The sequence below is a fragment of the Leisingera sp. M658 genome (assembly GCF_025144145.1).
Lineage (GTDB): Bacteria > Pseudomonadota > Alphaproteobacteria > Rhodobacterales > Rhodobacteraceae > Leisingera.
In genome coordinates this window covers 2958629-2984001 of sequence record NZ_CP083546.1, presented here as the reverse complement: position 1 = coordinate 2984001, position 25373 = coordinate 2958629, and the positions used below count along the sequence as shown (strand labels likewise).

The window sequence follows — 25373 nt, the reverse complement described above, 5'->3', positions numbered from 1 at the left end:
AAAATGCGGAGGCCGGAACAGGGACATGGCGGCGTGATCGAATTGATGGCAGAGCAGCCGGAAGACCGGTGGGAGGTTGAGGCGCTGTATGACCTGTGCTTTGCGCCGGGCCGCGAGGCGTTGTCGTCCTACCGGTTGCGCGACGGGGTGCCGCCGGTTGCGGGTCTCAGCGAGGTTGCGCGCGACAGTGACGGCATCCTGGCCGCAGCCATCCGGTATTGGCCGGTTCTGATTGGCACAGCGCCTGCGCTGCTGCTGGGGCCGGTTGCGGTGCACCCGACACGGCAGGGCGAGGGGCTGGGCGGGTCTTTGATTCGCGACAGTGTTGCCAAGGCAGAGGAAACCGGATGGGCACGGGTGATGCTGGTGGGCGATGCGCCCTATTACCGGCGCTTTGGTTTTACGAAACTGACCGGGGTTGAAATGCCGCCGCCGACCAACCCGGACCGGGTGCTGGGGCTGGCGCTGCAAGAGGCCGCCTGGGACGGCATCCAGGGGCAGGTGCGCCGCTGGCGGGGTTGAATTCCCGCCCCTGGCTGCCGATCTTTAAGAAGGGCAGAGGAGGCGCTTGTGGCGGACGTTCTATCAACAGCACGGGTATTTACCCCGCAGGATATTGAAGCTGAACTGGAAGCGCTGGCACAGCGCCACCGGGCGGCGGGCGGCTTTGGCGTGGACCTTTTGAACCGGCTGGGCGGCAGCGGCGAAAGCCTGCTGGAGCGGCTGCCTGCACCGGTGCAGGCCGGGCTGACAGGCGCCACGGAAACCGCTCTCAGGCTTGCCATGAAGGGGGCCAGCCAGTCACGCCGCCTGGTGGCGGATCAGAAACCGGGCGTCGACCGGATGGTGAGCGCCGCCATGGGCGCTGCGGGCGGCGCCGCGGGCCTGCCGGGCGCATTGGTGGAGCTGCCTGCGACAACAGCGTTTTTGCTTCGGACCATCCAGGGCGCCGCAGCTGCGGAGGGGTTCGATCCTGAGGCCGACAGCGTGCGTTTTGATTGCATTCAGGTGTTTGCAGCGGCTGGCCCATTGGCCGAAGATGACGGTGCGGATCTGGGCTTTGTCTCGGTGCGGCTGGGGCTGCCGGGGGGGCTGCACAAGCTGATTGCCCAGGTGGCGCCCAAGCTGGGTGCAGTGCTGGGGCAAAAGCTGGCAGCCCAGGCGGTGCCGATCGCCGGGGCCGTGGCCGGGGCCGCGGTGAATTACGTCTTTGCGGGCTATTACCGCGAGATGGCGCATGTGCATTTCGGGCTTCGGCGGCTGGCGGTGGATGCAGATCTGCCGCAGGAGGAGCTGGCCGCAAAGCTGCGGCAGCGGCTGCACAGCCCAGGTGCGGCACAGTAGATACAACAGACCTCTTGCACTTGCCGGAGAGGGAGATTTAATCAACCCTTCCTGCTAAGAGGGAAAGCATGATTCAATACAGCCTCAAATGCACCGATGGCCACAGTTTCGACAGCTGGTTCCAATCGGCGGCGGCCTTTGACAAACTGGCAGCGGCCGGTCTGGTGTCCTGTGCTGTCTGCGGCGGTGCGCAGGTGGAGAAGGCGATTATGGCGCCACGGGTCCGCCCCGGGCGCAAGGCGGTGTCTGCCGTCGGGGAACCGGAACCGCAGGCCGCTGCGCCCGCCGCTCCGGCTGCGGTTCCCGCGGCGGCGGCTGCAGCCCCTGCAGGGCCGGGCATGCTGAGCCGCCCCGCGGGCGAGGTGGAACAGGCCATCGCAGAGCTGCGCAAGAAGGTCGAGGCAAACTCCGATTACGTCGGCGGGAATTTTGTTCAGGAGGCACGGGCAATGCACCTGGGCGACGCGCCGGAGCGGGCGATCCATGGCGAGGCCAAGCTGGAAGATGCGCGGGAGCTGATTGAGGAAGGCGTGCCGGTAATGCCGCTGCCTTTCCGTTCAGGCCGGAAATCAAACTGACGCAAATCGAACTGAAGGGCAGAGCAAAGATGCATGCAGTTGTAACAGGAACCAGCCGCGGCATTGGCAAGGAGCTGGTGAAACGGCTGCAGGAAGCGGGCTATGAGGTGACAGGCACCTCGCGCGATCACTCCTCCGGGGTGAAACTGGATGTCTCCGATCCCGGCCAGCAGGCGCGTTTCGCCGCCCAGATCAAGAACCGTCCGGTGGATCTGCTGGTGTGCAATGCCGGGGTCTACATCGACAAGTCGATGGGGCTGGAGGATTACTCGGCGGAGGTCTGGGCCAAAACCCTGGCCGCCAATGTGACCGGCGTGTTTTTGACGGTGCAGGCGATGCTGCCCAATTTACGGCTGGCACAAGAGCCCAAGATCGCGATCCTGTCTTCGCAGATGGCCAGTCAGTCGCGGGCGCCGGGGGGCAGCTATGCCTATCGCGCTTCCAAGGCGGCGGCGCTGAATATCGGACGCAATCTGGCCACCGATCTGCAGCCGGAAGGGATCTCTGTGGGGATTTACCACCCCGGCTGGGTGCGTACCGATATGGGCGGCTATGAAGGTGATATCACGGTGGAAGAGTCCGTCGCCGGGCTGATCAATGAATTCGCAGTGCTGAACCTGGACACCACTGGCTGTTTCCACACCTGGGACGGCCGTATTCAACCTTACTGACTTTACTGCCGCACAGAAGGCTGAAGCTCCCGCGCCCGCAAACAGGCCTGGCAGCGCCAGCCCTGTTTGCGGGCTTGGGCCGGGCGCCGCGCGGATGCGCGGCGCGGCACCGTGCACTGGCACGGTGCTATGCCCAACGGGCATAGGGCCTGATAAGGCCCGTTGCCGGGCGGGAGTGCCTGCCAGTGCTCAAGCTGCTGCGCTTTGAAGGTACAGCTTGCATGAAAAAACCGGCGCAGAATCTGCGCCGGTTTTTGTCTTGCCGGTCAGGTCTGCCGCGAGTGACGGCCAGCCGGTCACTCCCAGCAGCTGACCAGCACGGTCATGCCGGACGCCAGCCGGGTTATTGCCGCATTCGGCAGGCTGCCTGCCGAGGCGCTCTGTGCTGCCGGGGTCATACCTGCGGTGTTCAACGCGCTGCGGATGGCTTCGGCGTTGACGGCAAAGCTGACGCCTTCGGGCAGTTGTTTGCCTTCGATTGTGCGCGGCAGCAGCATCCCCAGAACAGCGCCGCTGCTGTCTAGAACCGGACCGCCCGCGTCGCCGGGCTGGGCTGCCAGCTCCAGCCGGGCAACGCCGGTGTTGCCATCCAGGCTTTTGACGTCTGCGACTTTGCCCCAGGTCAGGCTTGGTGCGCCCAGCACGCCTTCATAGGAGAAGCCGGAAACAGCGATCTCAGACTGCAGCCGCGGCGAGGCGGCGCTGAGTTCACCAACCGCGGCAGGCGCCAGCGCTTGGACGGGGCGTAGGATGGCGATGCCGTCTGCGGTGTTGTTGGCCGCTACTTCGGCCCTGTAGCCGTGGTCCAATGTGATGCGGGTACAGCCCGCCACCACGTCGGATGTGGTCAGCACGCTGCCGTCGCCATCGACAAAGAAGCCGGAGCGCGACAGTTTCGGCTTGCGGATTTCCAGGCCAGAAACCAGGTCGATGTTCTGCACCGCATCGCCGCCGGCTGCCGGGTCCAGAACGCCGTCGAGGCGGGTGAAGCTGGCTTGCATTGCGGCCAGAACGCGGGCGCGGCGGTCTTCGTCGCCGGCCGGCCAGATCAGGGTAAAGCCCTTCACCTCACCGTTTTTCAGGCTGGCTTGGGTGAAGGAGACGATCTTGCTGTTGCGGCCTTCGATGGTGAAGCTGTCCTTGCCGCGCTGGCGCGGGCCTTCCAGCGGCACAATCGCCAGCGTCTGCATAATGTCATAAAGGCCGAACAGGGTGCGTTTGTCGCCGGGCTGGCTGATCAGCAGCACCTCCGCGCCCAGGCTGCCTTTGGCAGCGTAATGGGCAAAGGGCGATTCATAGCGGTCGAACGCGACCTCATCCGCAGGGATCTGCAGGGCGATGCCGGCTTTGGCGTCTTCCACGCGGGCCATGCCGACCGAGATCAGCGGCGCGTTGTATTCATCCATCAGCACCTGGCGCTGGGCGGTGGTCAGAACGCCAGTGGGTTCAAAGCCGCGAGCCGTCTGCCAATCGCTCATCGAGCCGCGGGTGCCGCGGCCAAAGGCGCCGTCGATGGACGAGCTGTAGAAGCCTGCGGCCTTCAGTGCGACCTGCAGCTCCATCCGCTGCTCACGCGACAGCACGCGTTCGCTGCGCCGCGCCTCGGCGGGGGTCTCATCCGGCAGGTTCGACTGCACGGCTGCCTGCTGCTGCGGTGCCGGGTCTTCTGCTGCAGGCGCCGCCGGTGCAGGGGCAGGCGCCGGTTGCGCCGGGGCGGTTGCATCTGCGGCCACCGGGTAGAACTGGCTGCGCAGGTTGCGGCGGAACGCGATGAAGCTGTCGCGCGGGATCTGGTTTTCGGCGCGGTAGACTTGCAGCACCCGTTCGGCGTCTTCGCGGGCGTAGGGGCCGATCATCACCCCGTACCAGCCGCCGCCAATCGCATAACCGGAGACGTCGGGCAGGCGGGCAGCATAGGTGCGGGCCTCGGTTTCGGCCTCGCGCAGGGAGGGGCGGGCGGCGATCTGGATCCACACCGCATCGCGGCTGCTTTGCGCCGAAACCGGCGCGGTGAACGCAATGGCCAGCGCAATCAGCGGCAGCGCCAGAGCGGCAAACAGTTTTTTCATTGTCAGGGCCTCGTATCCCGGAAGATCTCTTATTCTTTGCCGCGGAGGTTAAGCATTTTGGCACGGCAAAGGGAACTCCTCATCGCAGGGGGAATTCCCGCCCCGTTGCCGCATTCCCGCACTTTTGTTGCCGATGCGCTGCATAGCGCAAGCCCGGCGGACCTGCGCAAAGGCCAGAGGGCGTTGACCCTGCCCATTGCCTTGCATAGGAAGATCCCCGCAATTGCTGCCCCAGCTGCCCCAAAAGGGATACGAGATGACCCAGACCAACGGCGCGCCGCGCTCCTTCCAAGAGATTATCCTGAGGCTTCAGAATTACTGGGCTGCCAAAGGCTGCGCGGTGATGCAGCCCTATGACATGGAAGTCGGCGCCGGCACCTTTCATCCGGCGACCACGCTGCGCTCGCTGGGGTCCAAAGCCTGGGCCGCGGCTTATGTGCAGCCCTCGCGCCGCCCCACGGACGGGCGCTATGGTGAAAACCCGAACCGGCTGCAGCATTATTACCAGTACCAGGTGCTGATCAAACCCTCGCCGCCGAACCTGCAAGAGCTGTATCTGGGCAGTCTTGAGGCGATCGGCGTTGATATGGCAATGCATGACATCCGCTTTGTCGAGGACGACTGGGAAAGCCCGACGCTGGGCGCCTGGGGCCTGGGCTGGGAAGTCTGGTGCGACGGCATGGAAGTTTCCCAGTTCACCTATTTCCAGCAGGTCGGCGGCCATGACTGCCATCCGGTTTCGGGCGAGCTGACCTATGGTCTGGAGCGTCTGGCGATGTATGTGCTGGGTGTCGATCATGTGATGGACATGCCCTACAACGATCCGGACGCGCTGATCCCGCTGACCTATGGCGATGTGTTCAAGCAGACCGAGGAAGAATACGCCCGCTGGAATTTTGACGTGGCCAACACCGAAGTGCTGCTGCGCCATTTCGAGGAGGCCGAGGCTGAATGCGCCGCCATCCTGGCGCAAGAGCATATGGATCCCAAGACCGGCAAGCGCATCATCATGGCGCACCCGGCTTATGACCAGTGCATCAAGGCCAGCCACATCTTCAACCTGCTGGATGCGCGCGGCGTGATATCGGTTACCGAGCGCCAGGCCTATATCGGCCGGGTCCGGGCGCTGGCCAAGCAATGTGCCGACGCCTTTGTGCTGACTGACGCCGGCGGGTATACCGCCGAAAGTGCAGCCTGAGCAGAGTAGGGCGCGATATGGGAAAGTTCCTGGCATTGATCCTGATCCTGTCAGCGCTCGCCGCTGGCGGGGCAATGTATTACCTTCAGGTTTACGGGTTTTATGAGGACGTGAAACTGCAGCCGGGCCGCGACGTGATGCTTGTGCCGCTGAATGGCGGCGAGGCGCAGCCGGTCGCCTATTCAGAGTTTGAGGCAATTGACGCCGGCAGTTCGCCGATCCGCTACCGCGCGTGTTTCCGCACCAAAGTGACGCCGGATGCACTGGCGCAGCTGTTCACCCTGACGGACAAGCTGGAACCGCGCAACGCGCCGGGCTGGTTTGAGTGTTTTGATGCGGCTGCCATCGGCAAACAGCTGGCCAATGGCTCGGCCAAATCCTTCCTGTCGGTCAAGAACATCTCCTTTGGTGTCGACCGGGTTGTTGCCGTCACTGACGATGGCCGCGGCTATGTCTGGCATGAGCTGAATGACTGCGGCCAGAAAGCCTATGACGGCACCGTGGTGGGCGAGGAATGCCCGGCCCGGCCGGCAACAGGCGAATAACCGGAACGTTAAGAGGCAAATCCCGCACGGGACATGGAAACCCATATCACCATACCTGACTTCATCTCGGTAACGCTGGGGTTTGCGGTCTTTCTGCTGGGAGCGCGCCTGAATGCCAAGGTTGCAGCGCTGCGCCGGTTTAACATCCCGGAGCCGGTGACCGGCGGGCTGGCGGCCTCGGTTGCGGTGCTGCTGGTCTACAGCCTGACCGGCCTGCAAATCGAGTTCGAGATGCAGAGCCGCGACTACCTGCTGGTGCTGTTCTTTGCCGGTATCGGCCTTAACGCGCGGCTTTCCGACCTGGTTGCCGGCGGCAGGCCGCTGGTTATCCTGCTGGTGCTGACCCTGCTGGCCATTCTGACCCAGAACGTGATCGGCGCCGCCGGGGCCGTGCTGTTCGGATATCCGGTTCAGGCAGGCGTTCTGTTCGGGTCGGCGGCGCTGATCGGCGGGCATGGAACAGCGATTGCCTGGGCGCCCGATGTGGCGGCGGCGGCAGGGCTGGACGGTGCCGCTGAATTGGGCGTGGCGGTTGCAACATTGGGTCTGGTGCTGGCAGCACTGGTGGGCGGGCCGGTTGCCCGCCACCTGATCAACCGGCATGGGCTGACGCCTGCACGCCCGGAGGAGGAACAGACAGTCGGCCTTGGGCATGACGAGGCGGAGACAGCAACTGTCGGCCACCTCGATCTGATGCGGGTGATGCTGTACCTGAACCTTGCCATAATCCTGGGATATGCCGCCTCGATCAGCCTGGACGCTGCGGGGGTGAAGCTGCCGCTGTTTGTGCCCTGCCTGATCGCGGGCATTCTGCTGGCCAACCTGCGCAGCCTGATTGCGCCCGCTGCGGACCCTGTCGCCCGCACCCCGGCGCTTGCTCTGATCTCGGAGTTCTCGTTGGGCGCCTTTCTGGCCCTGTCGCTGATGGCCCTGCAGCTGTGGACCATCGCGGGGCTGGGACTGGCCATTGCCGTCATCATGCTGGCGCAGACGCTGTTCACGGTGGCCTTTGTGCTGTTTGTGCTGTTCCCGCTGCTGGGACGCGGCTACCGGGCTGCGGTGCTGGCCGCCGGGTTCGGCGGTTTTGCGCTGGGCGCCACCCCCACGGCCATCGCCAATATGACCGCTGTGACCAAACGCTACGGGCCGTCGCCTATTGCCTTTGTTGTGCTCCCCCTTGTATCCGCCTTCTTTGTTGATATCGCCAATGCCATCGTCATCCAGGCGATCGTGAATTTCTGAGGACCCCCGATGCCCGATCTGCTGATTGAACTCTTTTCCGAAGAAATCCCGGCCCGCATGCAGGCGCGTGCCGCCGAGGATCTGAAGAAACGCGTGACCGATGGCCTGGTCGAGGCGGGTCTGACCTATGCCGGTGCCGCAGCGCTGTCGACGCCGCGCCGCCTGACGCTGGCGGTTGACGGTCTCTTGGCGGAAAGCCCCACCATCCGCGAAGAACGCAAAGGCCCCAAGGTCGGCGCGCCCGACAAGGCAATCGAGGGCTTCCTGCGCGGCGCAGGCCTGACCCGCGATCAGCTGGAAGAGCGCGAGACCCCCAAGGGTGCGGTCTATTTCGCCCTGATCGAAAAGCCGGGGCGTGCGGCAGCAGAGATCATTGCCGAGGTACTGGAAACCACCATCCGCACCTTCCCCTGGCCCAAATCCATGCGCTGGGGCGCCGGAACTTTGCGCTGGGTGCGCCCCTTGCATTCAATCCTGTGTATCCTGTCGGATGAGGCAGGCGCGACCGTGGTGGAACTGGACATCGACGGTATTAAATCCGGCAACATCACTCGCGGCCACCGCTTCATGGCTCCGGACCAGATCACCGTCACCGGTTTTGACGACTACGCCGCCAAGCTGAAGCGCGCGCATGTGGTGCTGGACCCCCGCGAACGGGCCGAGGCGATCTGGCAGGAGGCTACCAATCAGGCCTTTGCCAGCGGCCTGGAGGTGGTCGAAGACAAGGGTCTTCTGGCCGAGGTTGCCGGATTGGTGGAATGCCCGGTGGTGCTGATGGGCGCCATCGACGCCGAATTCCTGGAGCTGCCGGCCGAAGTGCTGCAGACGTCCATGAAGGAGCACCAGAAGTTCTTCTCGGTCAAAAAAAACAAGACCGGGCGGATCGAGAAATTCATCACCGTTGCCAACCGCGAGACCGTGGACAATGGCGCCACCATTCTGGCGGGCAATCAAAAAGTACTGTCGGCGCGGCTGGCCGACGCCAAGTTCTTCTGGGAAAACGACCTGCGCACCGCCAAGTCCGAGGCTGGCATGGGGTCCTGGGTCGAAAACCTCGGCAACGTGACATTTCACAACAAACTGGGCACCCAGGCGGCGCGGATTGACCGCATCGCCGCGCTGGCCCGCGAGATCGCGCCGGATGTCGGCGCCAATGCCGGTCTGGCAGAGCAGGCGGCGCGGGTCGCCAAGGCCGACCTCAGCTCTGAAATGGTTTATGAATTCCCGGAACTGCAGGGCCTGATGGGCCGCTACTATGCACAGGCCGCCGGTCTGCCGCAGGAAGTGGCAAACGCCTGCGAGCAGCATTATTCGCCGCTGGGACCGGGCGATGATGTCCCGTCAGAGCCTGTTTCGGTTGCCGTTGCGCTGGCCGACAAGCTGGACACGCTGACCGGATTCTGGGCGATTGATGAAAAGCCCACCGGGTCGAAAGACCCCTTTGCCCTGCGCCGAGCCGCGCTGGGGGTGATCCGGCTGGTGCTGGAGAATGATGTGCGGGTCGGACTAAAATCCGTTTTCGCGGCAGGTTTAGCTAAACAGCCCAAGAAGGCTTCCTTGGAAGGTGCTCTATACTATCTGGAATCGGAGGTTGATCGAGTGAAGGGGCTTCTATCCGACCCCACGTATCTAGGGACGTTGATTTCGGGTACCCGTAAAGAACTTGAGGAGCAGTTGCCCGCCATGGAGCGAGAGCTCAAAGCGCTTGCTGCGGAACTGGCCGAATACACCAAGTATCTCGACCACGCACCCACCGACCTCCTCTCCTTCTTCCACGACCGCCTCAAGGTTTTCCTGCGCGATCAGGGCATCCGCCATGATGTGATCGACGCTTGCATCGCCATGGACGGTAACGACGATCTGACCCTGCTGGTCAAACGCGCCCGCGCACTCGAAGACTTCATGAAGACCGAGGACGGCACCAACCTGCTGCAAGGCTTCAAACGCGCCAACAACATCCTGTCTCAGGCCGAGGAAAAAGACGGCGTCGAATACTCCTATGGCGCCGACCGCAAATTTGCCGAGGACGACACCGAAAAGGCACTGTTCGACGCGCTGGAGGCAGGCGGGGCGGCGATCTCTCCGGCCATCGAGGCCGAAGATTTCGCGGCTGCCATGCGGGGCATGGCCGCCCTGCGCGCGCCGATAGATGCGTTCTTTGAGGCAGTGCAGGTGAATGCCGACAGCGACATCGTCCGCCGCAACCGCCTGAACCTCCTCAGCCAGATCCGCCAGGTCTGCGGCCAGGTTGCTGACCTCACCAAGGTTGAAGGCTGAGCACCAGCCGGCTGCTTCTTTCTGGTCCAAAATACCCGCCCCGCAGGGTCCGGCCTTTCCGCAAGGGAAGGCCGGTTTTCTTTTGCAGAACCGCGCCCAGTTGCCGGAGGGCGGTTACAAGCCCCTTGCGCGATCATGTCTTGTCCTTATGGTGACTTGCAAAGGAGACGTGCTGCAGTGCAGAAAGATTTCGAACAGATCCCGCCGGCTTCCCTGATCACCGCGACCGCACCGATTGCCGCCACCACCCATGGCGGGCGGGCGAAATGCCTGCAGCGGCTGGAGCGGCTGGACCTGCCGGTGCCGCGCACAGTGGCGCTGTCTTTTGATGCGGTGCATTCCATTGCCGAAGGCCAGATGCCGGATCTGACAGCAGTGCTGAGCGAATTCGACCCGGAGGCGCTGCTGTGCGTGCGCCCGTCTTCCGAGGATCCGGATTGGGGCGGACCGGGCGCGATCCTGAATATCGGCATGAATGACGCGCGTTACGTGGATCTTTGCGACAGTCTGGGCCGCGAGGCCGCCGCGGCTTTGTTCCTGCGCTTTGTGCAATCTTATGCAGTGCATGTGGCGCGGCTGGACCCGGATGTGTTCGACGATGTCGAGGATGGCGGCCCGGACGCGCTGAGCGAGATCCTGCACGCTTACGAGGCGGAAACGGATGAGCCTTTCCCGCAGGATCCAGGCGAACAGCTGGCGGCGGTGCTGCGGTCGATGGCGCGGGCCTGGGAAGGCACCTCGGCGCGGCTCTTGCGCCAGGCCAAGGGCGCACCTGCTGATGCAGGCCTGGGGCTAGTGGTGCAGGAAATGATCCCCGGTGTCGGCCAGGGCGAATGCGGCTCCGGCGTGCTGCAGCTGGTGAATTCGACCACCGGCAGCCCCAGGCTGACCGGACGCTACCTGAGCCAAAGCCAGGGGCGCGATGCGCTGGGGGCTGGGGCTAAGGCGCTGTATCTGGCCAGGGATACGCGCGGGCTGTCGCTGGAGGAGCTGGCGCCGGAGGCTTTTGCGGACATTCAATCCCATGCCGCGCTGATGCGTGAGAAGCTGCGTGAGGAAATGCAGCTGGAGTTTGTCATTGAGAACGGGCGCGTGCATATCCTCGACGGGGTGCGGGTGGTGCGCTCGGCGCAGGCTGCGGTGCGGATCGCTGTAGCGCTGGCCGAAGACGGCATTATCCCGCAGGAAGAGGCGCTGATGCGGGTGGATGCGCATATCCTGAATGAGATGCTGCACCGCCAGGTGGCGCCGGATGCGGAACGGGATGTGATTGGCAGCGGCATCGCCGCCAGCCCGGGGGCTGCCACGGGCAAGCTGGTCTTTACCGCCGCCGGGGCGCAGGCCAGCGCGTCCCGCGGGGAGCCTTGCATTCTGGTGCGCCGGGAAACCTCTCCTGAAGACGTGCGCGGAATGCATGCCGCTGCCGGGGTGCTGACCGAAAAGGGCGGCATGACCAGCCACGCTGCGGTGATCGGCCGCGGGCTGGGGCTGCCGTGTATTGTCGGCGCCCTGAACATGAAATTCCACAGCAAGCGCAAGATGCTGGAGGCGGCGGATGGCCGGGTGTTCCGGGCTGGTGACATTATCACGATCGACGGCAGCAGCGGCCATGTGCTGGCGGGCCAGCCGGCGATGCTGGAGGCGGCCCAGGACGGGGCGCTGCAAACCTTGCTGGCCTGGGCGGACGAGGCCCGCGACATTGGCATTCGCGCCAATGCTGATACGCCGGAAGATGCTGAAACGGCACGGAAATTCAATGCGCAGGGCATCGGGCTCTGCCGCACGGAACACATGTTCTTTGAGCCCGGCCGCCTGACGGTGATGCGGGAGATGATTTTTGCCGAGACGCCGTCAGGGCGGGCTGCGGTGCTGGAGCGGCTGCTGCCGATGCAGCGTGACGATTTCCGCGAACTGTTCCGGATCATGGAGGGGATGCCGGTCTGCATCCGCCTGTTCGATCCGCCGCTGCATGAATTCCTGCCTGCCACCAAAACCGGTCAGCGGGAATTGTCCGAGGCACTGGGCATCCCGGTCAGCGATGTCACCCGCCGGGTCGAGGAAATGGGCGAATACAACCCCATGCTGGGCCTGCGCGGTGTGCGGCTGGGGGTCACGGTTCCGGAAATCTATGACATGCAGGCGCGGGCGATCTTTGAAGCCACCTTGGAGGCGTCGAAATGGGGCGAGCCTGTGGTGCCAGAGATCATGATCCCTCTGGTGTCGGCCAAGCGCGAGGTGGAGCTGGTCAAGGCCCGCATCGATGCGGTGGCCGCGGCGGTCAAGGCAGAGCGCGGCGAGGACTTTACCTACCGTCTGGGCGTCATGGTGGAAACACCGCGCGCGGCGCTCAGGGCGGGTGAGATTTCACCGCATACCGCGTTCCTCAGCTTTGGCACCAATGACCTGACCCAGATGACCTATGGGCTGTCGCGTGATGATGCCGGGCGGTTCATGTCGGACTATGTGAACCAGGGGGTCTTTCCCGAGGATCCGTTCCATGTGCTGGACACCGACGGGGTGGGGGAGCTGCTGAAACTGGGTGTGCAGCGCGGCCGGGCGGAAAACAGCGCCATCACTTTGTCGATCTGCGGCGAGCACGGCGGCAACCCCGAATCGATTGCCTTTTGCCGTGATGCGGGCTTTGATTACGTTTCATGTTCCCCGTTCCGGGTCCCGGTTGCGCGATTGGCCGCAGCCCAGCTGGCAATTTCCGGAAAGACCGGGCAGACGGCGCCAACATACACAAAATATTAAGAAAAATTGGGCCATCCAACAGCCGCCGATGTAACACCGGCGGTGTGCATGTGTTCCCCATAAGTGCGGTTGCAGCCCGAACGCTGGACGTTTCGGGTCTTTTACCTTAAGGGATGCGACCGCATGTGCCGGGGGAACCGGGCACAAGCTGCTAGGACGGGGGAACCCTGAATGAAATTGTTGACTATGATTGCCGTGATGGCTGCCACCATCGCGATGGGTAAGAGTGTTGCTGCCGAAACCGGTCTGGGTACGCTGATCGAGCGTGAACAGGCCAGTTTGAGCGCAGTGCCTGCGCGGAAGTTCAGCGGGTTTTTCGGGATCCGCAACAACGCGTTCAAGAGCCGCAAGGCGCGGCCGCAGATCGAATACAGCAAGGCGTGGCTGGATGCCCAGCCGAAAGCTGCCGGCGGCGAGCAATTCGCCTGTCTGGCCGAAGCGCTGTATTTCGAGGCCCGCGGTGAAACCGTAAAAGGCCAGTTTGCAGTGGCCGAAGTGATCCTGAACCGGGTCAAGAGCGCGCAATTCCCGAATTCGCTTTGCGGTGTGATCAAGCAGGGAACCGGGCGCAAGTACCAGTGCCAGTTCACCTATACCTGCGATGGCCACAAGGAAGTGATCAACGAAAAGAAGGCGTATCAGCGGGTGGCCAAGGTGGCACGCGCCGCGCTGAACGGGCTGAAGTCAGAGCTGACCGGCGGTGCGACCTACTATCATACCACCGCGGTCCGGCCGCGCTGGAGCCGCACCTTCACAAACACAGCGCGCATCGGCGTGCATCTGTTCTACCGGGACGAACGTTACCGGACGGCGCTGAGCAACTGACCGCCTGAAGGCGCCACGCCAGTGCCGCTTTCGGCTACTGGCGTGGCGTTTGCGGGCCTGTTATGACGGCGCTGAAATACTATTGTTGGGTCCCATCACCTGACACTGCCAGCCAAAGGCCCGTTTTCCCATGCCCTCTGAAATCCGCCTTGCCTTTGCGCACCCGTCCGAGCGTTCTGTGGCCACTGCTGCGCCGGGACCGCTGGACCGCATTTCCCTGCGGGATCACACTGTCGAGGTGGAGATCGGCGCCTTTCAGGCCGAGCGCGGCTCGACCCAGCGGATCAGCTTCAATGTGGTGGTCGAAATTGCGCCGTTGCCCAAGGACCTGGATGACGATGTCGACCGGATTCTGTCTTATGACAAGCTGACCGAGGCAATCGCCCATGAGCTGGCGGCCGAACGGCTGAACCTTTTGGAGACACTGGCCGAACGGGTGGCCGAGCGGATCCTGCTGGAGCATCAGGCGGTGCGCGCCTTTGTGCGGATCGAAAAACTGGACCGCGGTCCCGGCGCGCTGGGCGTCGAAGTGGTGCGCTCCAAGGACCAGATCACCCATCCGGTGGATGAAGAAGAGCGCCCGCATCCGCGGCTGATGTATCTGTCTAACGACGCGATCGACAGCGGCAACCTGACCGCCTGGATCGACCAGATGGAATGCCGCCGGCGGCCGCTGATCCTGTGCGTTGGCGCCCACCTGCTGGAGGTCCCCACCACCGGTCACAAATGGACACAGCGCCGGATCGATCTGCTGGCAATCGAACAGAACGCCTGGCGCCTTGCCGCCAAGGATGACCGTTGCGTGGTGGTTTCGACCCGGACCGAGCTGGACTGGGCGATCAAGAACGGCCAGATCTGCGTCTGGGCGCCGTCCAAGATCGTGCTGGACGCGGTGGAAGGCCCCTCGGCCCCGCCGTCGAACTCGGTTGCGCTGGCGGCCTGGTTTGCGGCGACCTTTGAGGCGGGTGAAATGATTGTGCTTGGCGGGGATTTGCCTGATAATCCCGGTGTCCCCTTGCGGGCCGTCAGCGTGGAGCAAACACAACTGTGATATATTACCGGCCATTGGTTCAGCATGGCGAGGCGCGCCCCGAAGGTGCGGTCCCGCTGGCAGGCAGTGCCCTGTGGTTTACCGAGGTTGAAATCCTGAGCCGCGACGCACCGCCGCGGATCGCACCGGCAGGGCTGGTGCCTGAGAAGGAGCGCCGCCGCTTAAGCGCGCGGCGTGCGTCGATTGCCGGGCTGGACATGACCCAGCCGCAGATCATGGGCATCCTGAATGCGACCCCGGACAGTTTTTCGGACGGCGGCCGGCATTCCGGTGTCGAGGCCGGCAAGGCGGCAGCCCTGCGGATGGTGGAGGAGGGCGCCACTATCATCGACGTCGGCGGCGAATCTACCCGCCCGGGCGCCGAAGAGGTTTCCGAGGCTGAGGAAATAGACCGCACCGCGCCGGTAATCGCAGCAATCCGGGCGGCCAGCCCGGTGCCGGTCTCCATTGATACCCGCAAGGCCACCGTGGGCATGGAAGCGATGGAGGCGGGGGCAAACCTGCTCAACGACGTCTCAGGCTTCACGTTCGATCCGGCGCTGGCACCATTGGCGGCCCAGGCCAGCGTGCCGGTCTGTATCATGCATGCGCAGGGCGATCCTGCCACCATGCAACAGGACCCGCATTACGCCAATGTGCTGCTGGACGTTTATGACTTCCTGAGCGATCAGATCGACCGGCTGGAGGCCATTGGCGTGATCCGCGAACAGATCGTGATTGATCCTGGCATCGGTTTTGGCAAGACGCAGGCGCATAATCTGACGCTGCTGCGCAATCTCAGCCTGTTCCACGGGCTTGGCTGCCCTATTTTGCTGGGCGTGTCCCGCAAAGGTTTCATCGGTAAAATCGGCAAAGAGCCGCGCGCGGATGCCCGCGCACCTGGCTCAATCGCAGTGGGGCTTGCGGCCCTGGGGCAAGGCGTGCAATTCCTGCGGGTGCATGACGTTGCTGAAACGGTTCAGGCGCTGCGACTTTGGCAGGCCGTCCGCTGAGGCTTTTGGCAGGAAAAGCATAATGCGTAAACTCTTTGGCACTGATGGCGTGCGCGGCACTGCCAATACCCATCCCATGACCGCCGAGATGGCGCTGCGCATCGGCGCCGCAGTCGGGCGTTACTTCCGGCGTGACGGGTCTGGCGTGCACCGGGTGGTGATCGGCAAGGACACAAGGCTGTCCGGCTATATGTTTGAGAACGCGCTAACGGCGGGGTTGACCTCCACAGGCATGAACGTGCTGCTGCTGGGTCCGGTGCCGACACCTGCGGTGGGGCTGATGACCCGGTCGATGCGGGCCGACCTGGGGGTGATGATCTCGGCCAGCCACAACCCTTCCGAGGATAACGGCATCAAGTTCTTCGGCCCCGACGGGTTCAAACTGTCGGACAGCGCCGAGATGGAGATCGAAGCCCTCATCGATGCGGGGGTCGAAGCCGCGCAGGCCGCTAATATCGGCCGTGCCAAGCGGATCGACGATGCCCGTTTCCGTTACGGCGAGCGGGTCAAAAGCTCGCTGCCGCGCAATCTTGGCCTGAACGGGCTGAAAGTGGTGATCGACTGCGCCAATGGAGCAGCCCACCGGGCAGCGCCCGAGGTCCTGTGGGAGCTGGGCGCCGAGGTCATTCCGGTTGGCGTCTCGCCGGATGGTTTGAACATCAACCGCGGCTGCGGCTCGACCCAGCCGCAAACCGCCGCTGAGGCGGTTGTGGCGCATGGCGCCCATGCCGGTATTTGCCTGGATGGCGATGCCGACCGGGTGATCGTGATTGACGAGACCGGCACCGTGGCCGATGGCGATCAGCTGATGGCCTTGCTGGCCACCCGCTGGGCGGAGCAGGGCCAGCTGGCAGGCGGAGCGCTGGTCGCTACGGTGATGTCGAACCTCGGGCTGGAACGGCACCTGGAAAGCAAGGGGCTGGGGCTGGAGCGCACTGCCGTCGGCGACCGCTATGTGGTGGAGCGGATGCGCGAGGGTGGCTTTAACCTGGGCGGTGAGCAGTCGGGCCATATCGTGATGAGCGATTACGCCACCACCGGCGACGGGCTGATGGCAGGGCTGCATTTCCTGGCTGAGATGGTGCAGACCGGCAAATTGGCGTCTGAGCTGGCGCATCAGTTCCAGACCGTGCCGCAGCGGCTGCGCAATGTGCGCTTCCAGTCCGGCCAGGCGCCATTGGACGATGAGCGCGTGCAGGAGGCGATTGCCGCTGCTGAGAAAGCACTGACCGGTCAGGGGCGTCTTTTGATCCGCAAGTCCGGAACCGAACCTCTGGTGCGGGTAATGGCGGAATGTGAGGACGCGGGGCTGATGGCGCTGGCCGTTGACAGCGTGGTGGCTGCGGTTGAGGCCGCCGTCGCAGAATAACTTGGCTGGGGGCGCTTAGCCGCCTTTGGTGAACAGACGGCTTAGCTTGCCGAACTGGCTGAGGCCGAGACCGCCCAGGATCATCCCCATTGCCAGCAGCATCGAGGGTGGCAGATCCTCGCCCAGGAAGACAGCACCCAGCACCACGGCCCAGACCGGCACCTGATAGTTGGTCAAGGTCATGAAGGTCGGTCCCGCTTCCCGGACCACGATGACCCGCAGCAGGTTGGCAGCAGCTGTGGGGATCAGGCCGAGGATAGCGGCGATCAGCAGCGTTTGGGTGTCCGGCATCACCGGCGGGCCTTCGGCGGCCCAGGCGGCCGGGAAGATGATGAAACAGCCGATCACCAGAAAGATGGCTGCCAACCCGACCGGATCGGCGGGCGGCAGGCGCCGGGTCAGGATCGAGCTGACCGAGTAACAGGCCGCCGCCGTCAGGCAGGCGGCGCGGCCATAGGCCTCCAGTTCAGCACCGCTGGTTTCAAACGCCTTGCTGCCAATCAATAGGGCGACACCTGCAAATCCGATGCTGAAGCCAATCAGGCGGCGCAGGGTCATCTGCTCTCCTGGCACAAAAAAATGCGCCAGCGGCAGCACCATCAACGGGATTGCCGCCATGCTGACGCCGGTAAAACCCGAGGAGACATGCTGCTGCCCCCAGGAGATCATCATGAAAGGCAGGGCGGTGCTAAGGATGCCGATGATGATGATTGAGGGCCAGTTGGCCTCGCCCCGGAACAGCTTGAAACCGCGCCAGCCCCAGATTGCGCCAAGCAAAAGGGCCGCAAATCCGATCCGCCCGGCGGCCAGCCAGAACGGTGTGATGCCTTCCAGTGCCAGCTTGATCAGCAGAAAGGTGGCACCCCAAACCAAGCCAAGGGCGGCGATCATCATCCAATAACGCGGGGCGATGCCGGGCATGGGGTTCTCCTGCGGTTTACAGGGCGAAAAGACTCCGCCGGGCGGACGGGGTCAATGGCAATTGCTTTGTTATCTATCGAAGTGTTTTTAACCCTAGACCGCGCGCGGGCGGCGGTTGCGGCTGAGGAGCAGCCCGCCGAGGATCAAAGCCAAAGCTGCAAACAATTGCGGCGGCAGTGTCTCCCCCAGCAGGGTGGCGCCAAAGATCACCGACCAGACCGGCACCTGATAGTTCACGGTCGACAGGAATGCAGGACCTGCACTGCGGGCGACCTGGACCAGCAGCACCTGCGCCAGCGCGGTGGGCAGAAGGCCGAGGTAGATGACGGCGCCCAGTGGCAGCGCGGCGGGCAGGTCCGGCACGCCTTCGGCCCAGAGCGCGGCCGGGGTCATCATGACGGCACCGCACAGGAGGGCCGCAGCAGAGAGCGACAGCATGTTCACCTGCGGGCAGAGCCGGGTGATAATCGAACCGATGGCATAACACAGAGAGGCGCCAAGACAGGCGAGGCGCGCAAGCGATTCAAAATCGCTGCCGGCGGAGCGGAAGGCGTCGAGCCCGATCAGCACCACCACACCGGCAAAGCCAATCAGGAAGCTGATGGTGCGGCGCAGGGTCATATGCTCGCCCGGCACCAGCACATGCGCCAGCGGCAGCACAAACAGCGGTACGACGGCCATGCAGACCCCGGCAAAGCCGCTGGCCACATAAGTCTGCCCCCAGCTGAGCAGGGTGAACGGCAGGGCGTTGGTGAAGAACCCCATGCCGATGGCACAGGCCCAGATGATCCGGCCCTCGCGGTTGCGCAGGGAGGGCAATCCGATCCCCATAGCAGAAATCACTGCCAGCAGGCAAAGCGCGCCGATCGAGATCCGCAGCGCGGCGATGGTCATTGGCGGAAAGCCTCTGAGAGCCAGCGACACCGCCATGAAGGACGCACCCCAGATCACTCCGAGGAACAGAAGTTTGGCCCAATTGGCGGCGCCGGGGGAGTCTGGCATAAAAATGTCTCAATGTCTCGGAGCAAAAAAAGGGCGCCCCAAAATGGAGCGCCCTGCAGAGGTAAGGTCAGCGGAAATGTCCGCGGGCGCCTTAGTTCTTCTCTTTGTCGACCATCTTGCCGGCCGAGATCCAGGGCATCATGCCGCGCAGCTTGGCGCCGGTTGCCTCGATCGCGTGCTCGTCGTTGGCACGGCGGGAGGCTTTGATGGTCGGCTGGCCAACTGCGTTTTCCAGCATGAAGTCGCGGACGAACTTGCCCTGCTGAATGTCGTTCAGCACTTCTTTCATGCGGGCTTTGGTTTCGTCGTACTTCAGGATGCGCGGGCCGGTGACGTACTGTCCGTACTCGGCGGTGTTGGAGATCGAGTAGTCCATGTTGGCGATGCCGCCTTCATAGATCAGGTCGACGATCAGCTTCACTTCGTGCAGGCACTCGAAATAGGCCATTTCCGGCGCGTAGCCAGCTTCGACCAGGGTCTCGAAACCGCAGCGGATCAGCTCAACCAGGCCGCCGCACAGAACCGCCTGTTCACCGAACAGGTCGGTTTCGCATTCTTCACGGAAGTTGGTCTCAATGATGCCCGAGCGGCCGCCGCCGATGGCGGAGCAATAGGACAGGCCGGTTTCCAGTGCTTTGCCGGTGGCGTCGTTGTGAACCGCAACCAGGCAGGGCACGCCGCCGCCTTTGGTGTATTCGCCGCGCACGGTGTGGCCGGGGCCTTTGGGCGCCATCATGATGACGTCGACGCCTTCTTTCGGCTCAATCAGGCCGAAGTGCACGTTCAGGCCGTGGGCAAACGCGATGGCGGCACCCGGACGGATGTTGTCGTGGACGTATTTCTTGTAGGTCTCAGCCTGCAGTTCGTCGGGCATGGTGAACATGATCACGTCGCACCAGGCTGCAGCTTCTGCGATACCCATGACTGTCAGGCCTTCGCCTTCGGCTTTCTTGGCGGAGGGGGAGCCTTCGCGCAGCGCAACGACAAGGTTCTTGGCGCCGCTGTCGCGCAGGTTCAGCGCGTGAGCGTGGCCCTGGGAGCCATAGCCCAGGATGGCCACTTTTTTGTCCTTGATCAGGTTCACATCGCAATCGCGGTCGTAATAAACGCGCATGATCCACGTCCTTTCCATTGGTGTTTGAGGGCATCATAAGGAAGTGAGCGGGGAAGGCGATTGCCGTTCCGTATGAATTTGGCGGATTATTTGCCGTAGTTATTCTCTATTTTCCATGATAGTGACAAATTCATGCTTGATGATCTTGACCGGCGCATTCTCCGCCATCTGCAAAGCGAGCCGGGGCAACCGATTCCGGATCTGGCCGAACGGCTGGGTATGACGGCCTCGCGCCTGTCGCGGCGGCTGGAGAAGCTGCGCGAGGGCGGCGTGATCCTGGGCCAGCGGGCGATAATCGACTGGCGGGCCCTGGGCTATGAGGTGGAAGTCTCGCTGCGGGTGACGCTGGACAAGACCAACCCGCGCGCCTTTGACGAGTTCATCGAGGCGGCCCGCGGTATTGCCGAGGTGATCGAGATCCAGACATTCCTCGGCCAGGTCGACGTGCGGCTTTCGGTGATCGCGCGGGACATGCCGCATTATCAGCAGATCTACCGCGCCGCCATTTTGAACCTGCCGCATATAACGGACATTGAGGCGCTGATGCATGTGGCACGGATCAAGTCGGATGAGGTGCTGCCGGTATGAATGCGCTGGACGATCTTGACTTTGCCCTGCTGCGGGCACTGTCAGAAGATGCGACCCTGTCAGCAGGGGCGCTGGGGCGGCAGCTGGGCCTCAGCCAGCCCGCCAGCTGGCGGCGGATCAAGCGGCTGCAGGAGGCGGGGATCATCGCGGGCCGCAGGCTGGATCTCGACAAGGAGAAGCTGGGATTTGGCGTTACCGTTTTCCTTGGTGTGAAACTGGCCACCAAGGGAAGGGTCAGCCTGGAGGATTTCGAACGCGCAGTTTCCGCCATTCCAGAAGTACAGACGGTGGAGCATGTGCTGGGCATGTATGACTACCGCTTGCGGGTGACAGCGCGGGACATCTCGGATTTCGAACGCGTGCTGCGCCGCCGGGTGATGACCCTGCCGGGGGTGGGCAATGTCGAGGCCAACGTGCTGCTGAGCGAGGAGCGCAGGCCGGGGCCGCTGGGCTGACACTTGTTTCCAATGGGAAACCGGCTTGGCGCAAATCCGGGTGGTTTCTGTCGTGACTGAGCTGTCTTTTTGCTAAGCTGCCGTCAGTATCCCCCTCCGGAGAACGGCCCGCGCTGTATGCCAAGGTAGGCTTTGCCAAATCCATCGGTACCGGCTAGCCGTTTCATTAGGAATACTAGGGAGGCCCAGATGGCACTGCTCGATACCGTGGACCCGCAGGGTCTGGATGAATTCTCAGTGGTTTTCACCGACCGCTCGCTCAATCATATGTCCAAGACCTTCCAGCAGGTGATGCTGGACATCAACGGGATGCTGAAAGAGGTCTATAACGCCGAAGCCGTGGCTCTGGTGCCGGGTGGCGGGACTTATGCGATGGAAGCCGTGGCGCGCCAGTTTGCCCGAGGTGCAAACGCGCTGGTGGTGCGCAACGGCTGGTTCTCCTACCGCTGGAGCCAGATTTTCGAGACCGGCGGTTTCACCGCGTCCTCGACCGTGATGAAGGCGCGCCGCACCGGCAATGAGAGTGCCTCGCCCTTTGAGCCTGCACCGATTGGTGATGTGGTGGCAGCGATTCATGAGCAGAAGCCGGATATCGTCTTTGCCCCGCATGTGGAAACCGCCGCCGGTGTGATCCTGCCCGATGACTATGTGACCGCCATGGCCGCGGCTGCCCATGAGGTTGGCGCGCTGGTGGTGCTGGACTGCATTGCCTCGGGCTGCGCCTGGGTGGACATGAAGGCAACCGGTGTCGACGTGCTGATCTCCGCGCCGCAGAAGGGCTGGAGCGCGTCGCCCTCTGCCGGCCTGGTGATGTTCTCGGACCGTGCGCTGGCGCGGCTGGAAGAGACCGCCTCGGACAGCTTTGCCATCAACCTGAAACAGTGGCGCACCATCATGAAGGCCTATGAGGACGGCGGCCACGCCTATCATGCCACCATGCCGACAGACGCGCTGAAGGCGTTCCGCGATACCATGCTCGAAACCAAGGAATACGGGTTTGGCCGCTTGCGCGATGCGCAATGGGCGCTGGGCGACGGCGTGCGGGCGATGCTGAAGGACAAGGGCATCACCTCGGTTGCCGCGGACGGTTTTGGCGCGCCGGGTGTGGTGGTGAGCTACACCAGCGACCCGGATGTGCAGAACGGTAAGAAGTTCCTGGCGCTGGGCACCCAGATCGCCGCGGGCGTGCCGCTGCAGTGCGATGAGCCTGCGGATTTCCGCACCTTCCGGCTGGGTCTGTTCGGCCTGGATAAGCTCTATGATGTGGATGCCACCATCGCGCGTCTGAAAGCGGTCGTGGATCAGGTGCTTTAGCGCAAAATCCGGACTGGGCTGCGCAAGGGAATATTGCTTGTGCGGCCCAGCCCGCGGCGCAGGGTGAGCCAGATCACCCCAAGGCTGATGGCCAGCCAAATTCCTCCCCACAGCATGGTTGCGCCGCCGAACTCCTCGGCCATCATCCGCGCGTCGGAGCGCAGGTAGGAGCGCGCAATCGTGTCGTCCCAGATGTCGAGCGGCGCGTAGATCATGCTGCTGACCCCGATCACCCGCAGGATCATGTCATTGATATTCAGGCTTAGATACCGGGATGCCGCCAGCATCAGTGCGCCCGTTGCAAAGGAAAACGTGAGGGCAAAGAGATCGCGGACATAAAAAACTGCGATCACAAGGGTAACGGTTCCGAACAGCGCCAGCACCTTGCGGTCCCAATCCGTGCGCAGGGCAATCACGAACAGGGCAGAGCCGATCAGCAGCGAGCCGGTATAGCCTGCGGTAAGCGTCAGGAACCGGCTGCCGCCGCGTGAAACCACCCTGCCGCCCTCGTAAGGGTCGATGGACAGGCTGACTACATCGCCGCCGGTCAGCAAGGTCATGGCAGCATGGGAGAATTCATGCAGAAATACAGTGAGGATGCGCAAGGGTAGCAGTGCCGGGGTCTGCCAGAGCGCGGCGATGGCCAGCGTCAGGCAGAGGAGCTGCCAGTGGCCTTTCAGAAAGCGTCCGGCAGCCCGCATGCTATTTCACACCAAGCCCCATCTGCATAAGCGTCCGGCGCACCGGGGCCAGCGAATAAAGCGCGTTGAGGCCGAAGGCGCGCAGGTCGCGCAGGGGGCGCGGCGCCAGCATCGAGGTGCGGTTCAAAAGGTCGATGCCTTTCACGCGCAGCATGATCTCGTTGTGACGGGCCTTGTGGTAGGTCGCCAGCATTTGCGCATCCCCCAGACCTTCGGGGCGGGCCTCGGCCAGCTCCAGCAGGCTGCGCAGATCGCCCAGGGACATGTTAAGGCCTTGCGCGCCGATCGGCGGCACCACATGGGCGGCTTCGGCCATCAGTGCCAGCCGTTCGCCATTCAGCCGCTCTGCCGACTGGCTGATGATCGGCCAGATGGTGCGGCGCGAGGCCAGTTTCAGATCGCCGAACAAACCGCAGCTGCGTTCCGTCATGGCGGCCTCAAAGGCGGCTGGCTCCAGGTTTAAGAGGTCCTGCGCCTTGGGGCCGCGCTCCATCCAGACAATCGCGGAGGACGGCTGGCTCTGGTAGTCGGGCAGGGGTACCAGAGTGAACGGCCCGCCGGAGCGGTGGATCTCGGTTGAGACATTTTCATGCGGCACCACATGGGTGACGGCAAAGGCCAGCGCCTTTTGCCCGTAGCGGGTTGTCTTGACCGGAATGCCCGCCGCCTCGCGCATCGGCGAGTTGCGGCCGTCGCAAGCCACCACCATTTTTGCGGTCACTTGGCTGCCATCGCTGAGGGTGACGCGTGCCTCATCGGTGCGGGTAAACAGGCCGGTGGTGCCGGTGCCAAAGCGCAAATCGACATTGGGCAGCTCTGCCAGCCGGGCTATCATCTCGCGCCGCAACAGCCAATTGGGCAGGTTCCAGCCAAATGGCTGGCCGGAGATATCGGCGGCGTTGAAATCCTTGACCACCCGCGGTTCGGGCCGCGCACCGCCGGCATCGACGATGCGCATGACCTGCAACGGCGCGGCGTGATCCGCCAGCCGCGCCCAGATCCCGCAGCGCTCCAGCAGCGCCTGGGCGGGCTGCAGAAAGGCTGTGGTGCGCAGGTCGGAGCCTTCGGCGTCGCGCTCGGTCACCGGCGGGGCGGGATCGGCGCAGATCACGCTGAAACCGCTGGAGGCAAAAGCGGCGGCCGCGGTCAGACCCGCAATGCCGCCGCCGGAAATCAGGATATCGCAGGTATCGGCCATCGTATCAGCCCTCCGTTCTGCCGCCAGAAATAGGCCCGGACAGCGGGGGAAGACAAGCCGATAGCGGCAGATAGGGCGCTTAGCCGCGGGTGATGGAGATCAGCAGTGTGAACACCACCGGCACCATGCAGACCGCCGGGATGTACAGACCGGGAATGCCGAACAGCAGGATCGAACAGCCCCAAAGGCTGACCAGCGTTGCAATGGCGTAATAGAGATTTTCATCCGGGCCGTAAGCGACCTCTTTGATCATCCGTCCCAGCAGCGGCACGGCAAACAGCATGCGCTGCATCAGGGTCAGGCGTTTGGGAAGGGCATATGCGCTCATCGGTCGGGCTCCAAGCATTCGGTTTCGGGGCGCATATAGGGAGGAAAACATGCGGCAAACAGGTATATTTTGCCGCAGTTGCAAAGATTTGCCGGTGTGCAGTTGTACACATCCCTGGAGGCGGCAAAAGACCTCGGAATGCGCCGCCTGCAGAGACAGGACCTCAGGCTAGAGCAGCCAGAAAACCCGTCAAATCTTCCGAATGGTGATGAATGTGCGCAGCCCTGACCGGTTCCGGCGCCACATGCACCGTGCGCATTCCCATCTGGTGCGGGGCGGCAAGGTTGCGGGCGTCATCCTCGAACATTGCCGCCTGGTCCGGGGTTACGCCGGCGCGGGCAAAGACCCGGTCAAAGGCGCGCCGTTCCGGCTTGGGGTGGTAATCCGCGTGTTCCACGCCATAGACGCCGTCAAACAGCCCCGACAGCCCGCGCGCGGCCAGCACCCGCTCGGCATATGGAGCGGTACCATTGGTGTAGACGAACTTTTGACCAGGCAGATTGCGGATGTTCGCAGCCAGGCCAGCGTCCTTTTCAAGAGGTTCCATCGAGATGTCATGCACCGCCACCAGATAGGGTTCCGGATCCAGATCATGCTCGCGCATCAGCCCGGCCAATGTGGTGCCATGCTCGCGCCAGTAATGGCTGCGCAGGTGGTCGGCCTTGGCCTTATCCACGCCTAGGGCCGCCATCACATAGGCCGTCATCTTGACCTCGATCTGGTCAAACAGCCGTGCTGACGGCGGATACAGGGTGTTGTCGAGATCGAACACCCATTGGGTGACATGGGAAAAGGATTGCTTGGGCATGGTGCCGGATTAGGGGGCGGATGCCGCTA

General features: G+C 63.4%; 24 protein-coding genes. 16 read left to right on the top strand and 8 right to left on the bottom strand.

Annotated features, from left to right (window positions below; translation table 11 throughout):
• Positions 1-33 precede the first annotated feature (33 nt).
• The 4 genes from K3724_RS14850 to K3724_RS14835 all read left to right on the top strand — a co-directional run bounded on the left by K3724_RS14850 (position 34) and on the right by K3724_RS14835 (position 2593).
• The gene (locus tag K3724_RS14850) at positions 34-522 is read left to right on the top strand and encodes a GNAT family N-acetyltransferase (protein ID WP_259986608.1); all 489 of its coding nucleotides are present in this window, start codon (positions 34-36) and stop codon (positions 520-522) included.
• A gap of 48 nt (positions 523-570) precedes the next feature.
• On the top strand, positions 571-1344 hold the full coding sequence (locus tag K3724_RS14845) for an EcsC family protein (RefSeq protein ID WP_259986606.1): 774 nt from the start codon (positions 571-573) through the stop codon (positions 1342-1344).
• A gap of 68 nt (positions 1345-1412) precedes the next feature.
• Positions 1413-1922 (top strand): DUF1178 family protein, encoded by a 510-nt coding sequence (locus K3724_RS14840; protein ID WP_259986604.1) that lies wholly within the window; start codon positions 1413-1415, stop codon positions 1920-1922.
• Between the two features lie 29 nt (positions 1923-1951).
• Positions 1952-2593, top strand: coding sequence for an SDR family oxidoreductase (locus K3724_RS14835; protein WP_259986602.1), 642 nt, complete (start codon positions 1952-1954; stop codon positions 2591-2593).
• A 296-nt stretch (positions 2594-2889) separates the two neighbouring features.
• Here the strand turns inward: K3724_RS14835 and K3724_RS14830 are convergent, their stop codons facing one another.
• The gene (locus K3724_RS14830; protein WP_259986600.1) at positions 2890-4662 is read right to left on the bottom strand and encodes a trypsin-like peptidase domain-containing protein; all 1773 of its coding nucleotides are present in this window, start codon (positions 4660-4662) and stop codon (positions 2890-2892) included.
• Between the two features lie 256 nt (positions 4663-4918).
• Between K3724_RS14830 and K3724_RS14825 the strand changes: the two genes are divergently transcribed.
• From K3724_RS14825 to glmM, 9 genes are all read left to right on the top strand, one after another.
• On the top strand, positions 4919-5860 hold the full coding sequence (locus K3724_RS14825) for a glycine--tRNA ligase subunit alpha (protein WP_259986598.1): 942 nt from the start codon (positions 4919-4921) through the stop codon (positions 5858-5860).
• 17 nt (positions 5861-5877) lie between these two features.
• Positions 5878-6405: a DUF6446 family protein gene (locus K3724_RS14820; RefSeq protein WP_259986596.1), complete on the top strand. Its 528-nt coding sequence runs from the start codon at positions 5878-5880 to the stop codon at positions 6403-6405.
• Positions 6406-6438: 33 nt separating this feature from the next.
• Positions 6439-7647 carry a sodium/glutamate symporter gene (gene gltS / locus K3724_RS14815; RefSeq protein ID WP_259986594.1) on the top strand — a complete coding sequence of 403 codons (1209 nt, stop codon included), beginning with the start codon at positions 6439-6441 and terminating at the stop codon, positions 7645-7647.
• Positions 7648-7656: 9 nt separating this feature from the next.
• Entirely contained in the window at positions 7657-9924 is a 2268-nt protein-coding gene (gene glyS / locus K3724_RS14810) for a glycine--tRNA ligase subunit beta (RefSeq protein ID WP_259986584.1), read from the top strand.
• Positions 9925-10059: 135 nt separating this feature from the next.
• Positions 10060-12678, top strand: a complete 2619-nt coding sequence (locus K3724_RS14805; RefSeq protein ID WP_259986573.1) for a pyruvate, phosphate dikinase — start codon at positions 10060-10062, stop codon at positions 12676-12678.
• A gap of 171 nt (positions 12679-12849) precedes the next feature.
• Entirely contained in the window at positions 12850-13503 is a 654-nt protein-coding gene (locus K3724_RS14800) for a cell wall hydrolase (RefSeq protein ID WP_259986571.1), read from the top strand.
• Between the two features lie 130 nt (positions 13504-13633).
• Positions 13634-14554: a dihydroneopterin aldolase gene (locus K3724_RS14795; protein ID WP_259986569.1), complete on the top strand. Its 921-nt coding sequence runs from the start codon at positions 13634-13636 to the stop codon at positions 14552-14554.
• Positions 14551-15546 carry a dihydropteroate synthase gene (gene folP, locus K3724_RS14790; protein ID WP_259986559.1) on the top strand — a complete coding sequence of 332 codons (996 nt, stop codon included), beginning with the start codon at positions 14551-14553 and terminating at the stop codon, positions 15544-15546. Before K3724_RS14795 ends, folP begins: the two co-directional genes overlap by 4 nt.
• A gap of 22 nt (positions 15547-15568) precedes the next feature.
• Positions 15569-16915, top strand: a complete 1347-nt coding sequence (gene glmM / locus K3724_RS14785; RefSeq protein WP_259986557.1) for a phosphoglucosamine mutase — start codon at positions 15569-15571, stop codon at positions 16913-16915.
• Between the two features lie 15 nt (positions 16916-16930).
• Here glmM and K3724_RS14780 read toward each other — a convergent pair whose 3' ends face one another.
• The 3 genes from K3724_RS14780 to ilvC form a co-directional block, all read right to left on the bottom strand.
• Positions 16931-17836, bottom strand: coding sequence for a DMT family transporter (locus tag K3724_RS14780; RefSeq protein ID WP_259986548.1), 906 nt, complete (start codon positions 17834-17836; stop codon positions 16931-16933).
• 93 nt (positions 17837-17929) lie between these two features.
• Positions 17930-18838: a DMT family transporter gene (locus K3724_RS14775; protein WP_259986539.1), complete on the bottom strand. Its 909-nt coding sequence runs from the start codon at positions 18836-18838 to the stop codon at positions 17930-17932.
• A 91-nt stretch (positions 18839-18929) separates the two neighbouring features.
• Positions 18930-19952 carry a ketol-acid reductoisomerase gene (gene ilvC / locus K3724_RS14770; RefSeq protein ID WP_259986537.1) on the bottom strand — a complete coding sequence of 341 codons (1023 nt, stop codon included), beginning with the start codon at positions 19950-19952 and terminating at the stop codon, positions 18930-18932.
• A 132-nt stretch (positions 19953-20084) separates the two neighbouring features.
• Between ilvC and K3724_RS14765 the strand changes: the two genes are divergently transcribed.
• From K3724_RS14765 to K3724_RS14755, 3 genes are all read left to right on the top strand, one after another.
• Positions 20085-20540: an Lrp/AsnC family transcriptional regulator gene (locus K3724_RS14765; RefSeq protein ID WP_259986535.1), complete on the top strand. Its 456-nt coding sequence runs from the start codon at positions 20085-20087 to the stop codon at positions 20538-20540.
• On the top strand, positions 20537-20995 hold the full coding sequence (locus K3724_RS14760) for an Lrp/AsnC family transcriptional regulator (RefSeq protein ID WP_259986533.1): 459 nt from the start codon (positions 20537-20539) through the stop codon (positions 20993-20995). The genes K3724_RS14765 and K3724_RS14760 overlap by 4 nt, the downstream gene beginning before the upstream one ends.
• A gap of 189 nt (positions 20996-21184) precedes the next feature.
• A complete protein-coding gene (locus K3724_RS14755; protein WP_259986531.1) occupies positions 21185-22309 on the top strand; it encodes an aminotransferase class V-fold PLP-dependent enzyme in 1125 nt (374 codons plus the stop codon).
• Here the strand turns inward: K3724_RS14755 and K3724_RS14750 are convergent.
• The 4 genes from K3724_RS14750 to K3724_RS14735 form a co-directional block, all read right to left on the bottom strand.
• Complete coding sequence (locus K3724_RS14750) at positions 22306-23010, bottom strand: M50 family metallopeptidase (protein WP_259986529.1); 705 nt, start codon at positions 23008-23010, stop codon at positions 22306-22308. The two genes, K3724_RS14755 and K3724_RS14750, sit on opposite strands and share 4 nt — an antisense overlap.
• Before the next feature lies 1 nt (position 23011).
• A complete protein-coding gene (locus K3724_RS14745; protein WP_259986527.1) occupies positions 23012-24208 on the bottom strand; it encodes a UbiH/UbiF family hydroxylase in 1197 nt (398 codons plus the stop codon).
• Positions 24209-24287: 79 nt separating this feature from the next.
• Entirely contained in the window at positions 24288-24536 is a 249-nt protein-coding gene (locus K3724_RS14740; RefSeq protein WP_259986525.1) for a hypothetical protein, read from the bottom strand.
• A 163-nt stretch (positions 24537-24699) separates the two neighbouring features.
• Positions 24700-25344 carry a pyrimidine 5'-nucleotidase gene (locus tag K3724_RS14735; protein ID WP_259986523.1) on the bottom strand — a complete coding sequence of 215 codons (645 nt, stop codon included), beginning with the start codon at positions 25342-25344 and terminating at the stop codon, positions 24700-24702.
• Positions 25345-25373: the final 29 nt, after the last annotated feature.